Below are 24,605 nucleotides of genomic sequence, written 5' to 3'. Positions count from 1 at the left end.
GCGGCCACGATAGTTTAGGGGTAGCCCTACGCAAAAATAGCTCGATGCCAGGATTCATTTTTATATCAAAGCCCCCTAGCTTATTTCACAGCTAGGGGGTTTTGATTTCATGTATCTACCTGCTAAAACAACACACTATCACCAAGTCGTTAGTGGACTACTAATTGACTCAGATATACATGCTTTTAGAGAATCTGTTCTGCAACTTCTATGCGTAGTAGCGATCGCACATTTTCGATTTGATTGACAATAGTTGCCACCGAGGAGCCAGCAAACAGCAGCCCTACAGCCGCCGGGGTGTTATTGACCAAAGTAGCAACCAGTGAACCAGAGTCACCACCGGCCGAAAGATTGGTAGTAACTATCTGATCCTTAAAACGAGCTATCCTCCCGTTACCATAGCCCACATCGACAGTGGCACTAATCGCCGTAATTCTACCGCTTGTGAAGTTTGTGGTGCGTCCAGTCTTATACACAGGCATCCCCACCGTTATATCCTGCTTGCGCCGCCAACCTCGCACGTAGCCCAACCAGTAAATTTCCCGATCAAGATCATGGAATGCTCCTTCTGCGATTGCCGCATCAACAAGGTTGCGGTGCTGTTCTCTGGGAATTGTTGGCTCAAAGTCAATTGGAACAAATCGGTTCAACCGAGCGATGATATCTGTTGGAGCAGTCCCGCCATCAAAGGGGCCTGGTTGCAATATAGGATCACCTACAGCAGCATCGTTGCTATTAGCCAAGACATGATTATTGCTAAGAATATAGTAGCGGGACGGGATACCTTTGCCATGTACGGGAGGGTTCGTAGAACCTTCTGGTAAAATATCGTATACGCAAGTAGCAATAGTACCTGCCGTAATCTTAAAATGTCCAACGCTGTAGCCTCCCTCCGCTGGACGGGCACGTTTAGCAAGTATCTCAATGCCCGCTTCTGGTATTTCAACCCTTTCAGTAACACGGTAAGTTCCAGTCACACCATTAGTAGGTTGTATAAGCTCAGTTCTCAGCTGCGGTGGTTTTTGGCGTAACTCGCCCACTCCCGCGAAAGGATAACCGATTTCTAAAACATCAGTTTGCATATCTGCCAATGTTGATGGTACGAGATCAGCATCACTCAATTCATCTTTTGGCATCTTGTGAGTGACTAATGTCAACAAAGCTGGTTCACCCGTAGGCTCTCCATTCCGCCATTTTACGCCTACTCCAAGACCAACAACGTTGGGACGCAGCTGCTGTGGACTCATAAACTCTTCTACTGCGGCTCTGTGAGCTTTTTGCACCTCTGCTGTGTACTGTCTAGACAGTATCATCTTGTTTTCATCTAATTTCATATCAAATCTCCTGTTGATCTGGTTATTTAGATTTGTGCTGTTACAATGCCGATTTCTTCAACGTCGGTTTCACATCCTTCTATAGACTTCGGGACAACCTCCTGCGGCTGTAAGTCGGACTCTGGAATTTTTTGGGTCACAAAAACCTTAATGACCGTCCTCCCATCCTTGTCACCAATGCCAACGCCTGTAACATTGGGTAGCCTCATCAGTTGTTCCTCATAATCCTGTTTGACGGTATTAACTTTGTTCATCACCATCTCCCTTTTACAGAGAAAAAAGACTTGTTATTGCTGAGGCAATGCTTGAATAGCTCCTGTAACTTGTATATCTACTTTGAATCCATCCAACTGCTTTGGTATTTGCTTTTTCAAGTTCGGAGATTCATTTTCTAAATACACTTTTATGCAAGGTTTATCTTCACATTCACTAATTCCCACACCTACTACACCATCAATACTCAGTAAATCAGATTCATATTGCTCTTTTATCTGTTCAATAGTTTGACTAATTGATACAGAATTTAACAAAAACAAAGGTTGTTTTTCCTGATTCACGGTAAATAATGGTAAAAATAATAAACTTACTAATGCTATGGTTATAAAAATCAATCCTAAGTTTTTATTCATATATATTATTTTGAATCATTAAGAAAACCATTTTTCAATTTATATTTAACATCAGGTCAAGACTTGTGAATTTTATTTGTCCAGGTTATAGCTATATTCATCCAATCTGCTAGTAATTGAATACTAATTGATCTGTTTGACAGATGAGTATCTAAGCTTTAATTTGATATCTAAAAGCGATAAGGTAAATGTAGCTATCTTAGCCTCTTAGTTCACAGTAAGAAACCTATAAATCTGCCACCATGACCTATAAATTGCTACAAAAGTACCAAGCCAATTTCTGTAAAAATTGACCCTATATCATGCTATATACATCACTACTACTGCACTACTGCATGATATATTTTACTCTCAATTAAAACCATGTTAAAGTTTCTCTAATCAATTCACAAGGTATTCCTAAATAGTAGAAAATAATTTGATTTAAATATCAACCAATAGATATAAGTTTGGATATAGTTATATCTTTCTAAAGAATATTTTTAGGCTAAAAAACTACGCCTTTAAGATGAGGATAATTGATATTAATTTGAGCATAAGGTAGTTATAAAATAGACTTGATTAAAATTCGTAAAATTTTGGGGAGAGGTAAAAGCCTCTCCCCAATTTTGGAATACTTTCCCCATACCTCGTACCTCGCCACCACATCCTGATAAAAATCTGATCCAAACTGAGGAATTATAGATGGCGTATACGTCTTAAAAAATTCCAAACAATCAATAATTAACAACCAATAAATACCTGTGAAATCTACTAGATTTTGTTTAAAGCTAAAAAATATCTTTCTTAGCAATACATGCCCGCCGTTGGGCAAGTTCCACGGCAATCTGTCGTGGTAGCCTGTCTGTTTGGGTAGCTTGTTCTAACACTAGCGTCGTATTGTGGCGAATTTTCTCGGCAATAGCCTCAAAAGCTGTTGTCTGATTTCCACCATCATACTCAACCGCAGCGCAGATTACGCCCCCTGCATTGGCAATGAAATCAGGTACTACAAGAATATTTCGTTGATGACATATCCTTTCGGCTGTTTCCGTGAACGGGATGTTAGCACCTGAGACGACAAGCTGAGTTTTCAAGCAAGCAACATTATCAGCATGAATGACATCAGGTCTGGCGGCTGGTATCCAAATATCGCATTCAATGTCAATAACTGCGTCCCGGCCTAGTTTGTCTCCCTGTGGATAGTCAATCACACTCTTACCAGAATTTTTAAGTTTGATTAACTGCTTTACATCGATTCCCTGAGGATTAAACAGCGTTCCTTGAGAATCTGCTACTCCTATAAGTAGCGCCCCTTGAGCAGCTAAGAAGCGAGCAGCGTGTTTGCCAACGGAACCGAAGCCTTGAATGACAATACGACTACCTTTTAAATTGAGGTGACAAAACTTGCTTGCAACTTCTGTACAAACACTAAGACCAAAGCCAGTAGCGCCAATTTCATCTAAAGGGATACCACCCATTGCTCTTGGTAGTCCGACAGCCCGACCAATTTCTGATTTGATCCAAGCCATGCACTGTTCATCTGTTCCCATATCGGGGCCAGGGATATAGTCTGTGATGTCCTTGATGGCACGGGCAAAAGTACGTATCAAGCGTTCCTTATCTGCCAAGGACTGTTTTGGGTCAGCTAAAATTGCAGATTTGCCGCCACCGTGGGGTAACTCAGCAGCAGCATTTTTCATGGTCATGGCTCGCGCCAGTCGGAAGACTTCTTCCGTTGTCACATCTACTGCCATCCGTACTCCACCGATCGCAGGACCACAAGCAACATTATCAACAACGACAATCGCTTTTAAATCGGCTTCAGGTTCGTAGATGTGGATAATCTTGGCTGGGCCTAGATCATCAGCAAACCGAAAAATATTATCCATTGGAATTGGGGGTTGGGGACTGTCTGAATTACGAATTACGAATTCGTATGACTTTATCCTTTGAGGGTTTTGGCAAATAGTGCGCTCAATCTTTGCAAAGCAGGCGAAATATCCTCAGGTGAAAGACGAACATCAAGAATGCTGAAAATCTCGCTATCTCTCGCTATATGTAAGGCTTGTTGTAGTTGTGTGCCTGTGTGAATAACAAAGCCATGACCTCCCAGGACTTTTGCTAACTGGGCATAGTCAATTGTGGGAATTTTGACAAATGCCGCTTCTTGATGCCCCATCGCTTGGAGAGAAGCAAATGAACCATTATTGATGACAATGACAATTGGGTTCAGTCCTAAGCGTTTAGCTGTGAGCAATTCCATTCCTGTCATCTGAAATGCGCCATCGCCAACCAAAGCGATCGCCCGCCGGAATGGATCGGCTAATTGAGCGCCGATTACACCAGGAATTCCAAATCCCATACTGGCGTAGAAGGCGGGACATAAGAATGATGTGCCTTGCTGTGTCTGGATATCATCTGCTGCAAATAAGGTATCACCGACATCTGTCACCAGTAGAGTATTGCTGTCAATGAACTGATTGAGTTCATAGAGTAATCCACTCATGGAAATCTTGCCCAAAGATCGAGCAACACGCGGTTTCATCGTTTTGATGCTAGATGAATTCCAATGAGGCAAATCTGGACTATTCAACAAGGTGGTGATGAAATCTTCAAACCTCACATTCGGGTATTCATGATGTTTAATAGCAATGCGTTCTGAGGTTGCATAGACTGTACAACTTGGATTGAGATGGGCCGTAAACATCCCCAAGTTGATATCAGTCATAAACACTCCCAACATCAGCACACAGTCTGATTCTTCAATAGTTCTTTGCACATTTAAATCCCCTGCTTCACCATTGTAGATACCGATGTATTGGGGATGTCCTTCAGGAAAAACAGATTTCCCTAACATGGTTGAGCAGACTGGTACACCGAGTTTTTCTGCCAAGGCTAGAAGTTGTTCCTGCAAGCCAAAGCGATGAACCTCTACACAAGCAATAATCACAGGTGAGTGCGATCGCTGTAACATCTCCAAGGTTTCTGCAACGGCTTCCGTTAAGGTATCTGGATCAGTGCGCTTGATTGGTGGTAGCAAGTGTTCTGACTCCGTAATCTCGGCATAAACCAGATCGCGGGGAATTTCCAAATAAACAGGACGCTTGAATGTCGTTGCATAGTCAAGGGCACGATGAATTTTCGTATCAGCTGTTTTTGGGTCAGTTAACGTTGTGGCGTAAAGAGTGACTTCTTCATAAACACGCCGTTGCGTATCGAAGGTTTTTACTTTATGGTGCAGTAAGTCATGCTCCCGTCGTTCCCGGATGCCTGGGCCACCACTTAAAATTACTAATGGTGATTTCTCCGCATAAGCGCCTGCTACAGCATTCACCATATTCAACCCGCCGACACTATAGGTAACAACCGCTAAACCCAAACCCCGAATCCGGGAGTAAGCATCAGCAGCAAAGCCTACGCAGGGTTCATGTGTCATCACAATGGGTTCAATCTTGCTAGCCGCTAGTGCATCAAATAGCGTTAGAGCAAAATCCCCAGGTATACCAAACGCGTGTTGTACACCCTGCTGGTATAAGAGATCAAATATATGCGGTGCTAGTTGAGGCATTTTCTACCTCCCTAAAGACTGTTTTCTAAGAACCGACTATCAGCAGACAACTAATTTTCAGGTTCTAACACTATTTATGCATAGTACCGTCAGGCATAATTGTCCCAGTTAAAAAAGCTTCACTCATATCTGTTGCATTTAAATTCGCCCCAGTCAGGTTTGCCTCACTCAGATTTGCCTCGCTTAAATCAGCACCAGTCAAGTCAGATTCTCGCAAATCAGCTTTCCACATCCTGACTCCGCTCATTTTTGCATCACTCAAATTTACACGCTGCAAGTTTGCCGCACTAAGTGATGTCATATGCAAAGTAGCATCACATAAGTCTGCGCCACAAAGATATGCACCACTAAGGTCTGATTCATTGAGGTTGGCTGTTGTCAGTGTCGCTTCACACAAATCAGCGCCACAAAAAATCACTTCAGATAAATTTGCGTGTTCTAGGTTCGCACCTTGAAGATTGGCTTTACACAAATTAGCTCCACTCATAGATGCTTTTGCTAGGTTAGCGCCTCTCAGGTCTGCTCTACCAAAGTCTACACCGCCCAAGTGAACACCCCGTAGGTCGGCCTTTGGTAAGACAATACCGTGGAAGTTCCGTTCTCCTGCTGCATATCGATCTAGAAGTTCTTTAACGTCCATAGCCTTAAGTTTTGAGTAAATTTAGTTGGAACGCTTTGAACAAAAAACTAAAGATATTGATTTAAAAATCAAGCAGAATTATGTTCTTAATTTAAATACTAAAGGAAAAATATGAGGAACTTATGAGGAAGTTATACCGTTTTATATTTTGGATTTTGGATTGTGAAAGAATTACTGGTAAACGCTTTTAGCGCTTCATCTATCCAATCATTTCATACTTTGATTCAGCAGGGTTGTTTATTGAATTGAGATTCCATTAACGCTGTTGTAGTCAAAATCGTTCATCAATATCCAACGCTGCTAGGGGATTTTCTATATCTATCCATGAAACCTGAGCTTCTAGCTTGTCACAACACTCACGCACTAGACGTAAACCCGCATCTAATGGAAGTTGAGCAGTTGTCGGGGTAAACTCTTGCAATATCCCAGCTTCTATTGTCTGATAGCGATCAAGGTCTTGGCTGAGTTTTGCCAGAAAATTTGCTCCTTCGCCAGTGTCCTTCATCGCAAATTGCAAAATTGAATCGACGTAAGCCTTAACTTTGGGATTTTTGACTCCCTCTGTAGCTGAGGTATAGAGCAATTCACCATTGAGATATTCAAAATCTGGTACATAAAGGTGGTTGCCTACTAATTTAAATATCTGCATTTCTTTAGCTGGTCTAACTGTTAAATTCTCTCGTCTGACTCGATTAGCCGCATTTTCCAACAGTGTAATTACAGCTAAAATAACTGATGGATAGTTGCTATCTATACATCTTATTTCCACAGTGCCGAGTTTGTTGAGTCTAACTGGATTCCAAGCTGACTTAAGTAAGCTCCCTCCCGCTTCTAAGAACAAGTGAGGTTCGATTCCGGCTTTTTCTATCGCTTGCAGCCAAGCATAGTAACGAGCGAACTGCTGCTCAACTAAACCCTCGACATTTTCGGCATAAGGCATGAGTCCGCCGACAGGTTGTAAATTAGTATAAACTCCCTCCCAACCAAAGGTTTCGCTACCTCGATAACGAATTGTGTGCGCGGCTAGCCCGATCGCTTGTCCTTCATAAAAGGGACACGCCCGCGTCAGGGAAATGAGCGCTGAGTCGCAAGCTGTAGCTAAATTGTAGATATTTAGTAGTTCTTCTCGCTCTGTCGATGTCGAGTTATAGGATACTGCAACACGAGGGTCAATTACCCCAGGCGGGACTTCCAAATGCAGATGTGTACCTGTACATTTCCCGGCATGCAGAAATCTTTCATAGCCGACAGTCCGCGCTTGGATATGATAGTTAGGGCGATCGCGCATCACTGGCATGATATGCAAGGGGTAGCTAGACAGGGGGTAAAGGCGTAAACCCATCTGTCGCGCCACAGTAAGTGCCAATTTGAGATTTTTAAGATAAACTCTTGCTAGCTCTGTAGCAGAATAGGCTGGTGGTGTGTTAATTTCCACCATACTTTTGACAAACTCCGGTACAAAGTAACTTGGATTTAAACCTTGTGCTTGCGCCATTAAGTGACAACCTTGCAAAAATTCATCAGCGCGATCGCTCAGATGACCAACTTCATCTACCAGAAAAAACTCTTGCTCAAGACCGATACGACGCTTGACTACATCCATCTAGACCTCCGCAATCGACTTTATACCCCATGATTGAGGTAGTGCGTAAACCATTCACTCGCCAGTCGTGCTACTGCTGCTAATGTACCTGGTTCTTCAAATAAATGGGTGGCTTCAGGAATAATCTCCAGTCGTTTTGGCGATGGGCTACGCCCCGCTGGAAGCGATCGCAACTGTTCTAGTGCATCCTCGTTCATTGCGATCACTGGCATATCGTAACCCCCAACAATCAACAATGTTGGTGCTTTGACATGAGGTAAGGCTGAACCAGCTAAATCCGGTCGTCCACCACGAGAAACAATAGCCTGCACAACTTCTGGGCGTTCTGCTGCGGCAACTAGAGCTGCACCGGCTCCTGTACTAGCACCAAAGTAACCGACTTTTAGGTGTCGGGTGTCTGGGTTATGTACTAGCCAATCTGTAGCCCCAACTAACCGCGATGCCAACAAAGCAATATCAAAGCGTAAATGTCTTGTTCGAAGGTCAATTTCTTCTTCTTCCAGAGTCAGCAAATCAATTAATAAAGTTGCGAGTCCTGCCTGTTGTAAAACTCCAGCAACATAGCGATTGCGGGGGCTGTGACGGCTGCTACCACTGCCATGAGCAAATAAGACTATGCCCGTAGCACCATCTGGAATCACCAAATTCCCCTCTAAGTTAACTTCACCTGCTGTCACTAACACCCGATGTTCGTAGGGGTGATGTGTTGATGTTCTATCCATGATGAATTAATTACGAATTACGTTAGCGCAGCGTTAGCGAGTATTCGAGCGTCATTACGAATTACGAACTATTTCAGTCATTAGCTATCAAAAGTTTTTGCCTTGCCAAGAGTTCACTTACCTCTGCGTCGCTTATTTGCTCAAAATCCTCATACCAAATACCAATCGCATATAAATCCTCTGGCATGATCACACATACAACCTTATCTACTTCTGCTTGCAGTTCTTCACAGGTGGATGCCGCCGCAACCGGAACTGCTACCACAAGCTCGCGGGGGTGTTGTTTTTTCAATGTAGCGATCGCTGCTCGGATAGTAGCGCCCGTAGCAATCCCATCATCTACAAGAAGAATGGTGTGATTTTTGAGTTTTGGTGGCGGATGATTACCGCGATAGGTGCGATCGCGGCGGTCTAATTCCCGCATTTCGATTGCTGCTACTTCATCAATAGTTTCTTTGGAAATCCTTAACCAATCTACGACATTCTCATTAATTACACGTACTCCTCCCATTGCTAAAGCACCCATTGCCAATTCCTTGTGTCCAGGTACACCTAGTTTCCGCACTAAGCAGACATCTAATGGTGCATTAAGTGCCTTTGCTACCTCAAATGCTACAGGCACACCACCACGGGGAAGTCCCAATACTAAAACATCTGGACGATTGGCATACTCTGTTAACTGGGCAGCTAATAGTTTACCTGCTTCAGTCCGATTAAGGAATATTTGTCGCATATTTTTATACCTCTTGGTTAAAATAAATCACTAATTGAACCATCAGCTTTAAATCGTTGAATAGCAGTAGCAATTAAAGGTGCAACTGAGACAATTTTTAATTGCTGCCAGTCGGTTTCTTTTGGTGTTACAGTGTCGGTGACAAAAACAGCCTGGATACTGGGGTGACTTAACTTAGCGCGTGCTTCCTTCACAAATAAACCGTGAGTAGCAGCAATAATGATTTCTGGACGTGCCTCAGCTTTGAGTAGTGCTTCAATGCTCTTAGCAAGAGTGCCGCCAGTGGAAATCATGTCATCGATAATTAAACAGGCATAACCTTTTACATCACCCACAACACGAGTGACTTCTGTTTCAGTGCCACTTGTACGGTGTTTGTGTAGCACCACTACCGAACTATCGAGCTTTTGGGCATACTGTGTTGCCATTTGTACACGCCCCGTATCTGGCGATACAACTACAAAATTAGGCGGTAAATGATGGCGTATAGCCTCACAAAAAATTGGTACAGCCGTTAGACTATCTACAGGAATCCGAAAAAAACCCTCAATTTGTGGGGTGTGTAAATCAAGTGTGACAACATGATTTACCCCGACAGCCTGTAACACTACAGCCACCATACTGGCCGTAATTGGTTCCCGCCTACCGTGGCGTTTATCTGCACGGGCGTAGCCAAAGTAAGGAATAATTGCTGTAATCCGAGTAGCCGCAGCCCGACGACAGGCATCTGCAAAGGCTAAAAGTTCTACTAGATGGTCATTGACAGGTGGTGCTGTGGATTGGAGGATAAGCACAATCTTTTGGCGTACCGACTCCAGCAGGCGCACATTTACTTCACCATCTGGAAAACGTTCAACCACAGATTTCCCCAAGGAGATGTTGAGTTTCTCAGCAATAGCGGCAGCTAAATCTGGGTTAGCTGTGCCAGCAAAAAGGATGAAATTGTCCATAATCAAGACTATTTGGTGATTTGCTTCCAGGCAGTATCTAAAGCAGATTTTTTGTGATGCCTGCGGCGGGCTACGCCAACGCCCGCACGGGAAATACTCTGTTGCAAACTATGCCATTGCTCTTGCAAAAACTCCGTAGCCTCTTGCAAGGCGTCATGTGGATGATTAGTAGAAGCTGCCACTTCGTCGCTAACTTCCTTGATTTTGACGCGGACAACTTCCGGTTTATCTTCAGGGGCAATCAGATGATGTAGGCGATCGCCTATTATATGTACCAGATGTTGTACCTGTTGTGATTTCTCACTGAAAAAACCCTTCAATCCTTCTGACTCTCCCCTAAGTTGGTTTTGAACATCTTCACGGATAATTACTTTATCAGTGGTAATTTCCTCGACATCTTCAGGATAAAGCACTGCTCTGCCACCAAAAGGAGTCGCAATTTCTCCAGCCACAATGTAAGCAGCGATTTCTCCTGTTTGCCAATCAAATAAAAAATCTTCCACCCAGCCAAGGGTTTCACCTAGCGTAGATTCAATCTTAATTTCATGCAAGCACCGAAGATTTTCTGGAGTGTCAATCACTGGGGGATAATAAACTGAAACCGCACCCATGCCTACCCCAGCAATTCTCTCTACTGGCAGATACGCTTCTCCAGCCGAAAAATAAGCAATACGTCCAGAATCATCTAGCCAGACTTCTTCTAACTCACCAACAAAATCAGCCGTTGAGCCATCTATTGCTATGCAACCGATAATTTGACTGCGACGCACAAAGTTGAGCATGATTCCCCTCCAATACTCTCTACTTCTCTTGGAGTTTGATCAATAAACATAGTGGCTCACCTCTTGCCACATTGTTGTTTTAAACATGAACTCTATTTTAAGGTTAGAAATAAAATGTGAGGAAAACGTGAGGAATTGTTTAATCGAAAATCACAAGGCTAAGATCCCCAACTTCTTTAAGAAGTCGGGGATGTTGTTGTTCAGTAGTGTATTAAGTATCCCTTTCGCTCGGTCAAGGTTCACGCTTATTTCTTAGGCATCCAGTTAAGGGACTTCCAACTAAAAAAATATCCTATCACTGGGTAGGCAGGGGATCAGGGAGCAGGGGGAAGACAACAAAATATTATCTGAGTAAATTGGATAATTTATTTTCTGGAAGTCTCTAAGGACTAATAATACCGTTAACAGGAGGAGCTGCGTTGATTAAGATATTCCACCCATTAAGTCTTTCTCCGGCGGTGATTATAGTGCCTCCTGGTGAACCCGGGGTTTGAGCCAATTGCATATAGATAAGATAGCTAATGGGGCCACCCCCACTAAAAGAAGAAGCTTCTTCTTTAGTAATTTCTGTAAGAATTGGTTTTTTTTCGATTGCTTTCATTTTGGTATTATGCTCCCAATAAAAATCTTTCTCTCTACGTTTCTCTATCTATGCTCATAGAAAGTGTAATAAATGCGCCCATCCCGCTCAAAAGTGAGCGAAAAGTATTCGGCCGAATTTACTTGGGAGGGCGCGTTCTTTACTTCAGATATTCATCTCAGATGATGTAAATAACTTGACGGGAAAAATCAGATTACGGACTTGGGACTCTACCGACGGCACCAGTCTGGTTAATTAGGATGTTCCACCCAGTTTGTACTTCCCCGGTAGTTAGACCATTAGTAAGAACTTCATCACCCACCGCGATGTCTGTGCCTGGAGAGGCAGGAGTCTGTGCTAATTGGATGTATTCAAGATAGCTAACGGGCCCACCACCACTAAGAGTAGCGGATTCTTCAGCAGGAATTTCAGAGAACAGTTGGTTCTCTTGAACAGATTGCATGATTTGAGTGGACATAAAAGATTGACCTCACTTACTTTACTGTTGTAGGTGTTATTAACCTACATATTTATGATGATTAAATTGGATATTTTTTTACTGATTCTAAGGGGAGACATTAAGTAAGTATTTTTCTCATTCTTTGGGTTAATAAAAACATGAAATAAAGGAAAATATTCGATTAATGCAACAATTTACAAACAATTAATTTACAACAATATAATCACAAAAAATAGAGAGGCAAAAAAATGCTGCCTCTCTCCACTCGCTACTTCACATCATATACAAACTTCTCTTAAATCCAACTTGCAACCCCTACACAAAAGTGAAGATGAGCAGGCATTCAAGCCTCTATTCTTGAAAGCGAGAGGTACTCTACGAGAAGCCATTCGCTCTATGGAAAGGAGTTTTAATAATCAGTTGCATATTGCGTTCTGAGGGGGTGACATACAGCCTACATTGCAGATGGTATAAAGGTTTGACCGAATTATGGTAGAAAATATAGGTCAATCATGTTTATCTTAACGAATTTAACCGATATTACCTCGGCTATTAATGCTTATAAAAAACGTTTTGATATTGAAGAAATGTTTCGATATTTTAAAAGTGGTGGTCACAACTTAGAAGATACGAACGTTTCGGGTAATCGCTTGATATCTTTGATATTAATCATATCTTTTGCTTATAGTATGTCCACTTTTCAAGGGCAACGAAATCAGCGTATTGGTGTACAAAAATATGTTGCTAGAGTCAAACAATATGGACGAGTGACTAGGAAGCATAGCAATTTTTATGTTGGTTTATATAGTCAAACCTGGGTAAATTTTATAGATAAATGTTGGTGTATTTTTCAAAAATTAATGAGATCATATTGTAATAAGATCGAGTATTATTTACGAGGTATGAGGGCTATGGAGCTTATTTTGTCTACGTTTTAGCTTTCATGTCGCCCCCTCAGAGTAATCGCAAAGAATAAACTACACAAAATCATGTTACAGTTCTATTCTCATAGACAATTACGAGCAAAGAACTGATAGATTTCGTAGATGTTTTCTATGCTCCTCTATTTAAAAAATAGAATTACACAACATTTGATATACTTGTTTTTTAAAGTTAATTTAATTAATTCACAAGGTATTTCTAAATAGTAAAAAATACCGCGATTTTAATATCGGCCAATTGATATAGTTTTTTTATAATATTTATCTCTTCCTAAAGAGTATTACAGATATAACAACCTATTGCTTTAGGAATAGTATACTAATACTAATTTAAACATCTATTAGATTTGATAAAAATCTGCTCAAAACTGAGGAATATAGATGACGTAGCCTCTAGGTGGAGACCAGAATTCAGCCATTTTATTGTGTCCATTTTTCTTGAGGAACTCCGGTATCATCTCTTCCTCCCCAAATCGTCATAGGGACAATTTTTTTGTTTTTCCGCCCTGACTAAAGTTGCTCACAAGTTATTCATCTCTGTTTGACGACAGGCTTCTGCGATCGCTCGTTTTCTTGAATTGCCGAAATCATGATTCATTAGTACCAATTACTAAATCGGCAGGCGGCTATCTCGGACATCCTTTGAACGAATGGAATTCCCGCCGAATTTCGTTGAAGAAGGTTAAAAGGTTATCGAAGAAAGCTGATTATTTTCTGCCTCCTGTCTTGTTGTAATAGCTAATTCATCCTCCAACTCGCTGACTAAAGAAGCAACTACCGCCTTCACATAACCTGTCTTTGCAAACACTTGCCTTTGGCGAATATAACTAGGCCCTTCTGCTAATCTTTTTTCGAGTTGGAGTAGATATGAACTATTTCCCAGAGTATCGGCAGTTTCTGCTACTGCATTCAAGATATCCTTAACTATATTTTTGATAGGTCTGCTGTTGCCTTGTTCATCTTCGATGTAGTTAGCATCTAAACCCCACCGAGATGCTCGAAAGTAGTTTTCCTTCTCAATCAACCAAGGAAGAGGAGTTAACAGAAATCCTGCTTGCTTTTCTTGGCTGTGGTGATGTAAATCCACAATTAAAGAATGGACAAAAGCCGCCAGCATCATAGATTCTTTTATCGTTGGTTGAGCATCCATCACCCTAACTTCAAGGGTTCCGAAATCTGGTTGGGGACGCAAATCCCAATGGATGTCACGGATAATTTCAAACATCCCTGCATGTTGAGCAGTAGTAAAGAAATTAGCAAAATCCTGCCAGTTTTTAAAGCTGGGAGAAATACCATAGGTTCTCAACGATGATAAAAACCTTTGGCGATAGGAAGCAAAACTTGTATCGTGACCCCACCAAAAAGGTGAACTAGCAGACAACGCCAGCAAAATGGGGAGATAGGGTTTGAGTCTGCCCATAATATCTATAGCTGCATCCCCAGATGGCATTCCTACGTGAATCTGAAGAGCAAAAGTCATCATTAAATCTGCGAGATAGCCAGATGCAGTTTGCTGGCTAAGATATCTGGGAAGAGGGGTGATAGAGGCAAAGCGATCGCAAAATGGATGAGTTCCTGCTGTACAAATAGTCATACCCAGTTCTTGGCATCTGGCTTTCAGGTTACAAAGAGTTGAAACAATATTTGCTTCTAACTCAGGAATATTGGAGCAGACTTTAGAGGCAACCTCTACCATAGCTTGGTTAAATTCTGCCTGAATCAAAGAGTTTTCAGGAGCTTGTTCCAAAAGCGGTAAAATGCCATCTACCAATTGCAGGGTATCAGAATTGAGCAATTGCAACTCAATCTCCATACCGAGAGAGAATTCGGGAGAGCTTTTGAATTCTATATCACCCATATCATTAATAATTACTAATTCGTAATTCGTAATTCGTAAGTAGGTACTAGGAATTATCTGTATATTCTGCGATCGCCTCTCTGACTACCCGATCAAAGAAGGCTGCACCAACTTTCAATGCCTCTTCGTCAAAGTCAAAAGAAGGACTATGTAAGGGGATGTTCTCACAACCCTGTTGGCAAGCGCCAAATCTGACGTAACAGCCAGGAACGTGTAATAAGTAGTAAGAAAAATCTTCTGCTCCCATACTGGGATGATCCATTGCGACCAATCCCTTTGAACCCAATAACTTGACTACAGCCTGACGAGCAATTTCTGTCTCTCTTGCTGTATTGATTACAGGTGGGTATCCGTGGCGAATTTCTACCTCTACTCTGGCATTGTGCAGTTCTCCGACGGCTGTGGCTATGCGCTTTAGTCCATCGATCAGGTAGTTTTGCACCTCCAAGTTAGTTGTACGGATCGTGCCTTCCAGAGTTGCTTCCTCGGCAATGACGTTAGCTGCACTACCTGCTTCTACTTTGCCAATGGTCACTACCGAGGGATAGGCGGGGTTGATTTCTCGTGAAACTAGGGTTTGCACAGCCATAATCAACAGTCCAGTAACAACTACGGCATCAACAGTTTCATGAGGTCTGGCTCCGTGTCCACCTCTACCTTTGATGTAAATGGTAAAGCCATCAGAATGGGCAGTGATTGCTCCCTTGGCAACCATAATCTCTCCCACTTTGTAGTGACGCGTAACATGACCGCCAAAGATGGCATTCACGCCTTCTAAAGCACCGGATTGGATCATAACTTTAGCCCCAGCACCCTTTTCCTCAGCAGGTTGAAAGATGAAAACGATATTTCCCGGTGGCGGGTTCTCTTTCAATAAAGCTGCTGCGCCCAACACCATTGACATATGGCCGTCGTGACCGCAAGCGTGCATCTTACCTGAGTTGAGAGAAGCAAAGGGCAACCCCGTATTTTCTTGTCCGGGGAGGGCATCCATATCAGCCCGCAGTGCAATTGTAGGCGCTCCTTGTCCAGCATTCATCAGCTTGGCAATGATGCCACTACCCACCCCGCCATACCAAAAAGGAATACCTAGACGCTTGAGTTCATCTATAATTATCGCTGCTGTCTTTTTTTCCTCAAATGCCAGTTCAGGATGGCGGTGTAAAGTCCTGCGCAATTCCACCATTCGAGGGAAGACTTTATCGGATGTCAGGATTCTAGTCATAACATATCTCCTTCCTTATTCTTCCAGGCGGATCATTTTGGCGCTTACAGGGTCAAAATCCTCTGGAAAAACTGTGTAGCTGTCATATTTGGCTGCGTTCAGGTTAGCGCCGTTTAAGTTAGCTCCCCTCAAATCTGCACCCCGAAGGTCGGCTTCACTCAAATCTGCTCCAACTAATTTATCTTTAAACAAGTCTGCACCACTGAGGTTGGCTCCTCTGAGGATGGCTTTTCTTAAGAAAACTCCACTGAGGTTAGCTCCACTCAAGTCTGCTCTACTAAGTTTGGCTGCATCCAAGTTAGCTCCACTCAGGTCTACTCCTTCTAAATAGGTTTCCTGCAAGTCAGTTTTAGATAACTCGGCGGCTCGAAAGTCTCTTTCGCCTGCTTCATACTTCCTTTTGAGTTCATGAGCGCTTTTCACTGGTTGATTAGATAGGTTTTGCATAGTAAATTCACCAGTTTTTATAAATTGGGAGTATGTAACTGTCCAGGTGCAATGTGGCTCAATTATTATGGCTTTAATTTGATGCTAAGAGAAAAATTTGAAGAACTTGTGAGGTAGTTTTGCTTTCCTCACAATTCCCTCAATTTTATTTACAGCGGTTCTCGTTTACGTGAGGTACACCCTACACCTGGCGATATAATGTTGTACCGCATCTGAGTGGGAACCGCTATATGATCAGCTTATATGTTTAATGACACCAGAACCTTTGTATGCGATGGCTTTGTCCCCATTTCTCTACAAGACGCTGCGCGTAGCTTGTACGACAGAGCTACGTGACCACCGCAGGCATCCCTCTCTGGTATGAGAACTTGTCCCTCAGTGATGCAGCAATTAATAAATTTTTGACACAACAATTTGCAATTAGTTATTAAAGAAATTAGCTAATAGTGGATTTTTATTATCTAGAGATTGGTTTCGCCAAAACTAGGCGATTTGTTTAATTACATATTAGTTTTTTAGCCCTAAGTTACTGAATCTCAAAAATAATCATTTATTTGCCCGAATACTCCTATTTTTCAACTTATTTCTGCCGAAATATTACATTTTATTTGTATATAGTTTTTTGTCGTTTATTCGCTGGCATTGGCTTTTAGAGAAATAATATAAGAAGTAGAGTGTTAATAATTAAAGTTCAAAATCCGAATGCATATTGCCTACTGAGTTTTAATTGCTGCATATACAGCAGACTTCAAGTTAGTGAAGTACACAATCTAGGTCTAAAAAACCGACAGAAAGCATGTTTTACATCTGCTTTCTCATAATGAATTGTCCTTCCAGATTTAGTGTTGGAGGTGAGTAGAATGACCATCACAGCCACTAAACCAAAGTTGCAGGTAAAAAAGCAAATTCAGAAAAAACAGTTATCTAAACGTTCAACAGATATCGGTACTCCTCAAGTTCCCCTACGTCAACTTGCAGTTAAGCAAGAGCATGAGTTGCTTTGTGATTGGGAAAACGCATCTTAATTAGCACCTTGTCTGAGCAACTTGTCAATCAAGGCAAGAAATACTTGATAAATAGGAGAAATCATGAGAATCCCACTCCAAATCACCTTTCATAATATTCCCCCATCAGAAGCTGTAGAAACAAAAATTCGCTCCTTGGTTGATAAACTAGAGAATTTTTATAACCGAATTACCAGCTGTCGAGTCATAGTTGATGCCCCACATCGACATCACCATAACGGCAAACTTTATCAGGTGCGAATTGATATTACTGTGCCAACGGGGGAAATAGTTGTGAAACGTGACCCACTTAAACGTCAATCCCACGAGGATATTTATGTAGCAATTCGTGATGCCTTTGATGCAGCCAAGCGCAAACTACAAGACCATGCCAGTATGCTACGGCAAGAAACCAAAACTCACGAAGAACAGCCTCATGGACGGATTGCGACATTATTCCCAGACGAGGGCTACGGCTTCATTGAGACACCTGATGGTAGCGAAGTTTATTTTCATCGCAACAGTCTATTCAATGGTGATTTCGAGCAGTTGCAGGCGGGAGACGAAGTTCGTTTTGCGGAAGAAGAAGGTGACAAGGGACTCCAAGCTAGTACTGTCAGACTGATTGGTAAGCATCACCTGCAAGGTTGAAGCTGTTGACTTCAGGCACTTTCTTCATAGTCCAGGGAGTATCAACCACTTCTTCACAAGTTCCTCAAATTTTCTTTTTAACTTAAAGATAGTGGCTGAACCTTCCTTATTTGCAAAAGAGTTTTACCACCATCTACCTAATAACTTGCTACATCCAGATCACATTGAAGGAAAACCTACAAGGGTAGCAATTAAGTTGAAATATCAAGTTTGAAATCACGAATATTGGAGGCAATGATTATGGCGATTACTCGTTGGGAACCTTTTCAAGAAATTGAACGTTGGGAACCTTTCCGTTGGGAGCCTTTGCGGGAGATTGAGCATCTGCAACAACGGATGAACCGCCTGTTTGAGCGGATGATCCCTAGTGGTGATGGAGAAGTCTCTGCATTTACCTTTATACCCTCCGCCGAAATGGAAGAAACTGCTGACGCAGTTCACCTCAGACTAGAAATTCCGGGACTGGAATCTAAAGATTTGAATGTGGAGGTTACTGAAGAATCTGTTTCAATCAGTGGCGAACGCAAGTCTGAAACCAAGACGGAAGAAAAAGGCATGATGCGCTCTGAATTCCGTTATGGCAAATTTGAGCGAGTCATTCCGCTACCTGCTCACGTTCAAAACGATAAAGCCAAAGCTGATTACAAGAACGGCATTCTTACCCTCACCCTACCGAAGGTTGAAGGAGAGAAGAAAAAAGCCGTCAAGATTAACCTTGGTTAGTTTGCTGTTGTAAAAGCAGGAAAACAGGGTGCGGAAGTTCAATAGGGTTCTTAAACCCTTGCTCATGAGTAGTCACAGCACGAAGCAGAGGGTAGTATTCCTTCTGCTTCCTGGCTTTCTTGATAAAGAAGCGGACTAGGAGCAAGTCCTGTCAATATCTCCAACAAGTTACCCCAGAATTTGAGCCAGAATCGGTAAGGTAATCACAAATTCTGTTCCCTCGCCTGGGGTAGAATTCACATCCAAAGTTCCACCATGTTTTTCTACAACAATAGACTGAGCGATCGCTAATCCTAATCCTGTACCTTTACCAACACCTTTAGTGGTAAACAAATGGTCAAATACCTTTTGTTTGACTGATTCACTCATGCCGTTACCATTATCAGCAATCTTCACCTCAACCTGGTTTTCTGTTAATGAGGTGGTAATTATAATTCGGTTAAGATTAGCTTGAATATCTTCAAAAGCCCGACCTATATTTGATTCATCTAATGCATCAATAGCATTCGCTAAAATGTTCATAAATACTTGATTCAATTGTCCTGGAAAGCATTCAATTTCCGGTAATTTTCCATACTCAGATACTACTTCAATTGCCGGACGGCTATCATTGGCTTTGAGACGATGTTTTAAAATGAGAATTGTACTATCAATTCCTTCATGAATATTAAACGGTACTTTGTAGGCTTGGTCTGCACGAGAGAAAGTGCGGAGACTGGTGCTGATATTTTTTAGGCGATCGCACGCCATTACCATTGCAGCAATCATCTTGGGCAAGTCTTCTAAACTATAATCCAAGTCTATTCTGTCGGCGTGGTCAAGAATTTCCTCACTCTTGTTGGGGAGACTTTTTTGATATAGTTTTAAGTGTTCAAAAACATCAGCAAGGGTAGGTTTAGCTTGCTGGAGAGTAGCAGAAATAAAGCCTAAAGGATTATTCATTTCATGGGCTACACCAGCGACTAAGTTCCCCAATGCAGACATTTTCTCACTTTGGACTATTTGTAATTGTGCCTGCTGCAAATCTTGCAATGCTTGCCCGGCTTGTTGATAAAGTCGAGCATTTTCTAAGGCAATTGCTGCTTGAGAAGAGAGTAGGTTAATCACCTGTAGACGGTTACTAGTAAATACCCCTTGATTTAGTTGATTTTCTAGGTAGAGAATCCCCACCACATGACCTTGGTTAATAATGGGTGTACATAATACACTTTGGGGTTGATGTAGCAGCATATATTCCCCAATTACACCAGGAATATCTGTTTTACAATTGTCTATGATGACGGTTTCTTGAGTATTCTTAACGTAATTGATCAGTTTTCTGGGAATATCTTGACAAGCATCTAGTAGTTGTGGATCAAGAATGGTTTTGACATCAGCCTGGGAATTTGACTGTAGATCGATAAAGGTAATTGCCCGCACTTGCCAAGTATCTTCTTGAGGAAGAATTAATACAGATGTTTTCGCACCAGAATTTTCTAGGATAATCCGACTGATACTGCTGATGAGTGCGTCTAATTCGATGCAACTAGAGATAGTTTGAGCAGCTTTGAGAATGCAGGTTAAATCTAGAGCATCAGAAATATTAGTACTGCTGGTAGTGTAAGTAGATGTGAAAGTTGATGTACGGGCAATGCTGGCTATGCTTTCTAAGGGGTTAAAGTTGAATTCTTGCTGTTGCAAAATGGGTTTGAGTAATTTGGGATAGCGTTTTTCCAAATCATCAGTTTTGGCTTTTGCTCCCCAATGGGCATAGCAGTAATATGCTTGTTGCAGATATCCTTCAGCGGCTTTTTCTTTACCCCATTCTAGGTAAAATTTGCCAGCAAGTTCGTTAGCGATCGCTGCTTCCTGAACATAGTCATTAGCGATCGCTTCTTGGATAGCTATTTCATAATGATCTGCGGCTTCTAGGCGATCGCCAGTTACACGAGCTTGTTCAGCCAAAATTAAATTGTACTTATGCTGGTAATTCACTGGCGCATGATCTGCCCATTCTTGCATTTTCGCTTGGTTTTCAGCTACTTTCTGGAGATAAAGCTGTTGCTGTGCTTCATTTGCTTGAGAACAAAGGGCTAACAAACTCAAAGATTGATAAAAATTCCGCAAAGGAACAATTAATAAACCTGCTGCTCCCTGTTCATACTGCTCAAATTTTTGGGAATATTCCCAAGAAGATTCGTATTCACCAAAAAGATAACCCAGTAGAGTTTTTGCTAAATAGACATAACAAATACCATTGATATTGTTAGTTTCAATCAAAATTGGTAACATTTCTACTTCGTGAAAATGCTTACCAGTTAAACAACAGGGATTGATCGCTTCTCCTTGTAAATTTAGAACCGTCTGCCGCCAGATATTTCCCCAAACCAGAGATACCTCTTGTTTAATTTGCTGCATGAGGTCACAATATTTATCTGCCTCTAGTACAGCATTTTCTAAGTTTTCTCCACTCCAAAAGAGAAACTGACAATAGCAGTTAGCACAATAACCTACATATTCTAGATTTCCGGTTTCTAAACCACTTTGTAATCCATCTAAAAATAAACTTAATGTGGATTTAATTGAATCTTTCCAGTGTTTAATAAATAGACTGAATGTTAAATAAACTCTACTTTTAAGTTCTTTCGTTTGAAATTTATCTAAAAGTTGTACTGCCAGTTTTCCAAAGTTATACCCATCTTCAATTGCACCTACACTACACAAAAATAACCCATAGAGACTATAAGCAACAGCTGCCTGTGGTGAGTTGCCATACTGGATACAAATTCTGATCATTGTAAAAATCTTCAGTGGCAACAACATTGGTTTGGCTATATAAACCGGGGCAAACAAACCCGATAGAATGCGGAGCGCAACTAATTTTTGGGGATCAGTTATTTCTGGCATATCTGCCAATGCTCCAATTGATTGATGAACTAACATTTGTTGCAATTGATGATGTTCATCAAAAATCATTTGAGTGTTACCGTTTTCAGGTAACGTCAAATCTAGTAATTGCAGCGCTTCTCTACCTGTAGCTATTGCTTCAATAAATTTATTTTGCGCCGTATAAGATTGGATTTGAATTTCATAGGTACGAACTTTTTCCAATGGAGATTTAGCATTTTTGAGAATAATCTCTACTAATGATTTTGATGACTCAAAGTTTGTATTGAGATATTCTGCCTCAGCCGCAGATTCATAAACCGCAAGGGTCAATTCGTAGCTGCTTTGCCAAGCATTTATCGGTAATAGAAGCATTGCAACTTTTAAATACTCCACTGCTGTCGTATAAGCAGTCGAGTTTTTGGCTTTACAACCAGCTATCAGATTTAACCGGGACAAATGTTCTCGTTCGCTAGGTTCCTCTAATAAATCCAGTCCGTAATTGAATTGGTTAACGATCGCAAAAATTCCTTCCTCTTGCTGTTCTAAAGGTGTATTCTGCAATAACAATCGCCCAATTTGCAGGTGTGTTGACTGTTTTTGTGCTTCTGGAATCAGTGAATAGGCCGCTTGCTGGACGCGATCGTGTAAAAATTTATATACAACCATCTCAGAATGTTCTTGAGTAGCTGCTTGATTTTCTGAATCAACAAAAAACTTATAAACCTCACTTTGCGGCAAAATCAATCCTTCTTGCAAAGCCTTCCACAAGCAATCTGCGGTTTCTACCTCTGATTGTTTAGAAACAATCGCTAATGTTTTTAAATCGAACTGATTCCCAATACAAGCAGCTAGCTTCAATTGTTGTTGAGTTGATTCTGGTAGCCTTCGTAATTGAAAGACCATAAACTCAACAACATCATCTGCTAGTGTCTGCTCATTTATTTGGGAAATGTCACATTGCCAGCATCCTTCTACAAAATTGAATTGAATCAGTTGATCTTGATGTAATGATTTGAGAATTTGATTCGCAAAAAATGGATTACCTTGGGCTTTGCGATAAATCAATTGTGAAAGAGATAATGCCACCTTTTCTGCACAATTTAACGTATCGGCTACAAGTTGATTCAATTGCAATTGGTTAAGCGGTTTCAGGGTAAGCTTATTCACAGTTACACCTGTTTTATGAATTTCATCCAACATCACCATCAACGGATGTGCTGGAAAAACTTCATTGTCTCGATATGCACCAATTAACAATAGATATCCCTGATTAGTTTCATTCACTAATAATTGCATGAGTTTCAACGAAGCTGAATCTACCCACTGCAAGTCATCTAAGAATATTACTAAGGGATGGTCTTTAGTTGTAAATACTTGGAGAAATTTCTGAAATAATAAATTAAATCGATTTTGGGCTGCGTTACCTGATAATCCTGGTGCAGGTCGTTGTTTGCCAATAATTCTTTCTAATTCGGGAATGACTTCAATAATTACCTGTCCGTCTTCACCTAATGCTTGAATAACTTTATTTTTCCATTCTTGTATTTGAACATCACTTTCTGCTAGTAATTGCTCCATGAAATGGCGGAAAGCTTGAACAAATGCTGAAAAAGGAATATTCCGATTAAATTGGTCAAATTTGCCTTTGATAAAATAACCACGTTGACGAACAATAGGTTTATGGACTTCGTTAACAATCGCAGTTTTACCAATCCCCGAAAACCCAGCTACCAGTGTTATTTCTGTTGCACCCAAGCTGACATTTTCAAATGCTTCTAGTAGGATTTTTACTTCTGCTTCTCGTCCATAGAGTTTATCAGGGATAATAAATCTATCGCACACATCCCTTTGGGCAATTGGGAAAGTTTCAATTTTACCCGTTGTCTTCAGTTGAGTAAGACTAATTTCTAAATCATACTTTAATCCTAATACACTTTGATAGCGGTCTTCAGCATTTTTTGCCATCAGCTTACTGACGATCTCCGAAATTATCGGCGGAATTTCTGAGTTAATTTTATGTATTGAGGAGGCTATTTTAGCTATATGGGAATGCACTAACTCCATTGGATCATTTGATTGAAAAGGTAACTCACCTGTGAGTAACTCATAGAAAGTTACACCGAGTGAATAAAAATCAGTCCGGTAGTCAATCCCCCGATTCATCCTCCCTGTTTGCTCTGGAGAAATATAAGCTAGTGTTCCTTCTAACACATTGGGACTAATTAGCGTTTGCGTTTCCCTTGGTAATAGTGATGCAATACTAAAGTCGATTAATTTAACTTGTTTGGAATGAGGATTAATTAAAATATTGCTCGGTTTGATGTCTTTATGAATGATGCGCTGACTATAGAGGATATCTAAGGTATTACAGAGCGCGATCGCTATTTGTAAAAACTCTTGCAAAAACCCCATGTCTCGCGTCTGATCACGAGCAAAATAATCTTTTAGAGAAATACCGCCAAAATCCTCCATCACCAACACATAACCATTTTGATATGCTTCCAAGCTGTAGGTTTGGATGATCAGGGATGAATTTAGATTTTTAGCGATGGTGTACTGATTGCGAAACTGCACCAGTTCATTGAAGGTGGGATATGGATTTTTCAGCAGTTTGATCACTACAGGTAATGAGTCAGTTTCTCGATACCCTCGATAAACTATGGTTCTCAAACCATTGTAGATTTCTTCAATGATGTGGTATCTGGGAATACTAACGCGATTGCTAAACATGCTGCTAAATCCTAGTTATTTATAAACTTATTGTTCCCAAATTAGCAACGGTAGTTTAATGTTAATTGGTAAATATTAGTGTGGCTTAATTTTATATTTAGGATTCCCAGGCTATTGATAAAAATCGGTGACAACCAAATTTATCCAGACGTTGTTTCTCAAGTCCAGCAGTGAT

Annotated in this window: 20 protein-coding genes and 1 pseudogene; 4 read left to right on the top strand and 17 right to left on the bottom strand. The window is 41.2% G+C overall.

Features of this window, described 5'->3' with window-relative positions; genetic code table 11:
• Window positions 1-185: 185 nt before the first annotated feature.
• The 13 genes from ACEYW6_RS21110 to ACEYW6_RS21050 form a co-directional block, all read right to left on the bottom strand.
• Window positions 186-1,334, bottom strand: coding sequence for a hypothetical protein (locus ACEYW6_RS21110; RefSeq protein ID WP_412981282.1), 1,149 nt, complete (start codon window positions 1,332-1,334; stop codon window positions 186-188).
• Window positions 1,335-1,360: 26 nt separating this feature from the next.
• Complete coding sequence (locus ACEYW6_RS21105) at window positions 1,361-1,588, bottom strand: hypothetical protein (protein WP_190899707.1); 228 nt, start codon at window positions 1,586-1,588, stop codon at window positions 1,361-1,363.
• 33 nt (window positions 1,589-1,621) lie between these two features.
• Complete coding sequence (locus tag ACEYW6_RS21100) at window positions 1,622-1,963, bottom strand: hypothetical protein (protein ID WP_412981281.1); 342 nt, start codon at window positions 1,961-1,963, stop codon at window positions 1,622-1,624.
• 770 nt (window positions 1,964-2,733) lie between these two features.
• The gene (locus tag ACEYW6_RS21095; protein WP_412981280.1) at window positions 2,734-3,834 is read right to left on the bottom strand and encodes a Glu/Leu/Phe/Val family dehydrogenase; all 1,101 of its coding nucleotides are present in this window, start codon (window positions 3,832-3,834) and stop codon (window positions 2,734-2,736) included.
• A gap of 53 nt (window positions 3,835-3,887) precedes the next feature.
• The gene (locus ACEYW6_RS21090; RefSeq protein ID WP_412981279.1) at window positions 3,888-5,513 is read right to left on the bottom strand and encodes an alpha-keto acid decarboxylase family protein; all 1,626 of its coding nucleotides are present in this window, start codon (window positions 5,511-5,513) and stop codon (window positions 3,888-3,890) included.
• Between the two features lie 70 nt (window positions 5,514-5,583).
• Window positions 5,584-6,153, bottom strand: a complete 570-nt coding sequence (locus ACEYW6_RS21085; protein ID WP_190899705.1) for a pentapeptide repeat-containing protein — start codon at window positions 6,151-6,153, stop codon at window positions 5,584-5,586.
• 271 nt (window positions 6,154-6,424) lie between these two features.
• Window positions 6,425-7,756 carry a glutamate-cysteine ligase family protein gene (locus ACEYW6_RS21080; RefSeq protein ID WP_412981278.1) on the bottom strand — a complete coding sequence of 444 codons (1,332 nt, stop codon included), beginning with the start codon at window positions 7,754-7,756 and terminating at the stop codon, window positions 6,425-6,427.
• Between the two features lie 20 nt (window positions 7,757-7,776).
• Window positions 7,777-8,478: a dienelactone hydrolase family protein gene (locus ACEYW6_RS21075; RefSeq protein WP_190899703.1), complete on the bottom strand. Its 702-nt coding sequence runs from the start codon at window positions 8,476-8,478 to the stop codon at window positions 7,777-7,779.
• Window positions 8,479-8,551: 73 nt separating this feature from the next.
• Window positions 8,552-9,211, bottom strand: coding sequence for a phosphoribosyltransferase (locus ACEYW6_RS21070; protein ID WP_412981277.1), 660 nt, complete (start codon window positions 9,209-9,211; stop codon window positions 8,552-8,554).
• Between the two features lie 17 nt (window positions 9,212-9,228).
• On the bottom strand, window positions 9,229-10,161 hold the full coding sequence (locus ACEYW6_RS21065; protein WP_412981276.1) for a ribose-phosphate diphosphokinase: 933 nt from the start codon (window positions 10,159-10,161) through the stop codon (window positions 9,229-9,231).
• An 8-nt stretch (window positions 10,162-10,169) separates the two neighbouring features.
• Window positions 10,170-10,943, bottom strand: coding sequence for a photosystem reaction center subunit H (locus tag ACEYW6_RS21060; RefSeq protein ID WP_412981275.1), 774 nt, complete (start codon window positions 10,941-10,943; stop codon window positions 10,170-10,172).
• 382 nt (window positions 10,944-11,325) lie between these two features.
• Window positions 11,326-11,544 (bottom strand): hypothetical protein, encoded by a 219-nt coding sequence (locus ACEYW6_RS21055; protein ID WP_412981274.1) that lies wholly within the window; start codon window positions 11,542-11,544, stop codon window positions 11,326-11,328.
• A gap of 193 nt (window positions 11,545-11,737) precedes the next feature.
• The gene (locus ACEYW6_RS21050; RefSeq protein ID WP_412981273.1) at window positions 11,738-12,001 is read right to left on the bottom strand and encodes a hypothetical protein; all 264 of its coding nucleotides are present in this window, start codon (window positions 11,999-12,001) and stop codon (window positions 11,738-11,740) included.
• A 497-nt stretch (window positions 12,002-12,498) separates the two neighbouring features.
• Here ACEYW6_RS21050 and ACEYW6_RS21045 point away from each other — a divergent pair.
• Window positions 12,499-12,921: pseudogene (locus ACEYW6_RS21045) on the top strand (IS4 family transposase); the annotation flags it as partial.
• A gap of 685 nt (window positions 12,922-13,606) precedes the next feature.
• Here ACEYW6_RS21045 and ACEYW6_RS21040 read toward each other — a convergent pair.
• The 3 genes from ACEYW6_RS21040 to ACEYW6_RS21030 are packed head-to-tail and all read right to left on the bottom strand — an operon-like array spanning window position 13,607 to window position 16,454.
• Window positions 13,607-14,782, bottom strand: a complete 1,176-nt coding sequence (locus tag ACEYW6_RS21040; RefSeq protein WP_412981272.1) for a YbdK family carboxylate-amine ligase — start codon at window positions 14,780-14,782, stop codon at window positions 13,607-13,609.
• Window positions 14,783-14,828: 46 nt separating this feature from the next.
• On the bottom strand, window positions 14,829-16,007 hold the full coding sequence (locus ACEYW6_RS21035) for a M20 metallopeptidase family protein (protein ID WP_412981271.1): 1,179 nt from the start codon (window positions 16,005-16,007) through the stop codon (window positions 14,829-14,831).
• A gap of 15 nt (window positions 16,008-16,022) precedes the next feature.
• Window positions 16,023-16,454, bottom strand: coding sequence for a pentapeptide repeat-containing protein (locus ACEYW6_RS21030; RefSeq protein WP_412981270.1), 432 nt, complete (start codon window positions 16,452-16,454; stop codon window positions 16,023-16,025).
• A gap of 860 nt (window positions 16,455-17,314) precedes the next feature.
• Between ACEYW6_RS21030 and ACEYW6_RS21025 the strand changes: the two genes are divergently transcribed.
• The 3 genes from ACEYW6_RS21025 (at window position 17,315) to ACEYW6_RS21015 (ending at window position 18,832) form a co-directional block, all read left to right on the top strand.
• Window positions 17,315-17,479, top strand: coding sequence for a hypothetical protein (locus ACEYW6_RS21025; protein ID WP_412981269.1), 165 nt, complete (start codon window positions 17,315-17,317; stop codon window positions 17,477-17,479).
• Window positions 17,480-17,542: 63 nt separating this feature from the next.
• Window positions 17,543-18,109, top strand: coding sequence for an HPF/RaiA family ribosome-associated protein (locus tag ACEYW6_RS21020; protein WP_412981268.1), 567 nt, complete (start codon window positions 17,543-17,545; stop codon window positions 18,107-18,109).
• Window positions 18,110-18,349: 240 nt separating this feature from the next.
• Window positions 18,350-18,832 carry an Hsp20/alpha crystallin family protein gene (locus ACEYW6_RS21015; protein ID WP_412981267.1) on the top strand — a complete coding sequence of 161 codons (483 nt, stop codon included), beginning with the start codon at window positions 18,350-18,352 and terminating at the stop codon, window positions 18,830-18,832.
• Between the two features lie 168 nt (window positions 18,833-19,000).
• Here the strand turns inward: ACEYW6_RS21015 and ACEYW6_RS21010 are convergent, their stop codons facing one another.
• Window positions 19,001-24,430: an AAA family ATPase gene (locus ACEYW6_RS21010; protein ID WP_412981266.1), complete on the bottom strand. Its 5,430-nt coding sequence runs from the start codon at window positions 24,428-24,430 to the stop codon at window positions 19,001-19,003.
• Between the last annotated feature and the right edge of the window lie 175 nt (window positions 24,431-24,605).

The sequence above is a fragment of the Nostoc sp. UIC 10607 genome (assembly GCF_047228265.1).
In the GTDB taxonomy this organism is placed as follows: Bacteria; Cyanobacteriota; Cyanobacteriia; order Cyanobacteriales; family Nostocaceae; genus Nostoc; species Nostoc foliaceum_A.
The sequence above is the reverse complement of the archived record's forward strand: the minus strand, read 5'-3'. Positions and strand labels throughout refer to the sequence as shown.

Coding starts and splice junctions, on each gene's coding strand:
- ACEYW6_RS21110 (WP_412981282.1), bottom strand. CDS start 1,334: ATGAAATTAGATGAAAACAAGATGATACTGTCTAGACAGTACACAGCA.
- ACEYW6_RS21105 (WP_190899707.1), bottom strand. CDS start 1,588: ATGAACAAAGTTAATACCGTCAAACAGGATTATGAGGAACAACTGATG.
- ACEYW6_RS21100 (WP_412981281.1), bottom strand. CDS start 1,963: ATGAATAAAAACTTAGGATTGATTTTTATAACCATAGCATTAGTAAGT.
- ACEYW6_RS21095 (WP_412981280.1), bottom strand. CDS start 3,834: ATGGATAATATTTTTCGGTTTGCTGATGATCTAGGCCCAGCCAAGATT.
- ACEYW6_RS21090 (WP_412981279.1), bottom strand. CDS start 5,513: ATGCCTCAACTAGCACCGCATATATTTGATCTCTTATACCAGCAGGGT.
- ACEYW6_RS21085 (WP_190899705.1), bottom strand. CDS start 6,153: ATGGACGTTAAAGAACTTCTAGATCGATATGCAGCAGGAGAACGGAAC.
- ACEYW6_RS21080 (WP_412981278.1), bottom strand. CDS start 7,756: ATGGATGTAGTCAAGCGTCGTATCGGTCTTGAGCAAGAGTTTTTTCTG.
- ACEYW6_RS21075 (WP_190899703.1), bottom strand. CDS start 8,478: ATGGATAGAACATCAACACATCACCCCTACGAACATCGGGTGTTAGTG.
- ACEYW6_RS21070 (WP_412981277.1), bottom strand. CDS start 9,211: ATGCGACAAATATTCCTTAATCGGACTGAAGCAGGTAAACTATTAGCT.
- ACEYW6_RS21065 (WP_412981276.1), bottom strand. CDS start 10,161: ATGGACAATTTCATCCTTTTTGCTGGCACAGCTAACCCAGATTTAGCT.
- ACEYW6_RS21060 (WP_412981275.1), bottom strand. CDS start 10,943: ATGCTCAACTTTGTGCGTCGCAGTCAAATTATCGGTTGCATAGCAATA.
- ACEYW6_RS21055 (WP_412981274.1), bottom strand. CDS start 11,544: ATGAAAGCAATCGAAAAAAAACCAATTCTTACAGAAATTACTAAAGAA.
- ACEYW6_RS21050 (WP_412981273.1), bottom strand. CDS start 12,001: ATGTCCACTCAAATCATGCAATCTGTTCAAGAGAACCAACTGTTCTCT.
- ACEYW6_RS21040 (WP_412981272.1), bottom strand. CDS start 14,782: ATGGGTGATATAGAATTCAAAAGCTCTCCCGAATTCTCTCTCGGTATG.
- ACEYW6_RS21035 (WP_412981271.1), bottom strand. CDS start 16,007: ATGACTAGAATCCTGACATCCGATAAAGTCTTCCCTCGAATGGTGGAA.
- ACEYW6_RS21030 (WP_412981270.1), bottom strand. CDS start 16,454: ATGCAAAACCTATCTAATCAACCAGTGAAAAGCGCTCATGAACTCAAA.
- ACEYW6_RS21025 (WP_412981269.1), top strand. CDS start 17,315: ATGACCATCACAGCCACTAAACCAAAGTTGCAGGTAAAAAAGCAAATT.
- ACEYW6_RS21020 (WP_412981268.1), top strand. CDS start 17,543: ATGAGAATCCCACTCCAAATCACCTTTCATAATATTCCCCCATCAGAA.
- ACEYW6_RS21015 (WP_412981267.1), top strand. CDS start 18,350: ATGGCGATTACTCGTTGGGAACCTTTTCAAGAAATTGAACGTTGGGAA.
- ACEYW6_RS21010 (WP_412981266.1), bottom strand. CDS start 24,430: ATGTTTAGCAATCGCGTTAGTATTCCCAGATACCACATCATTGAAGAA.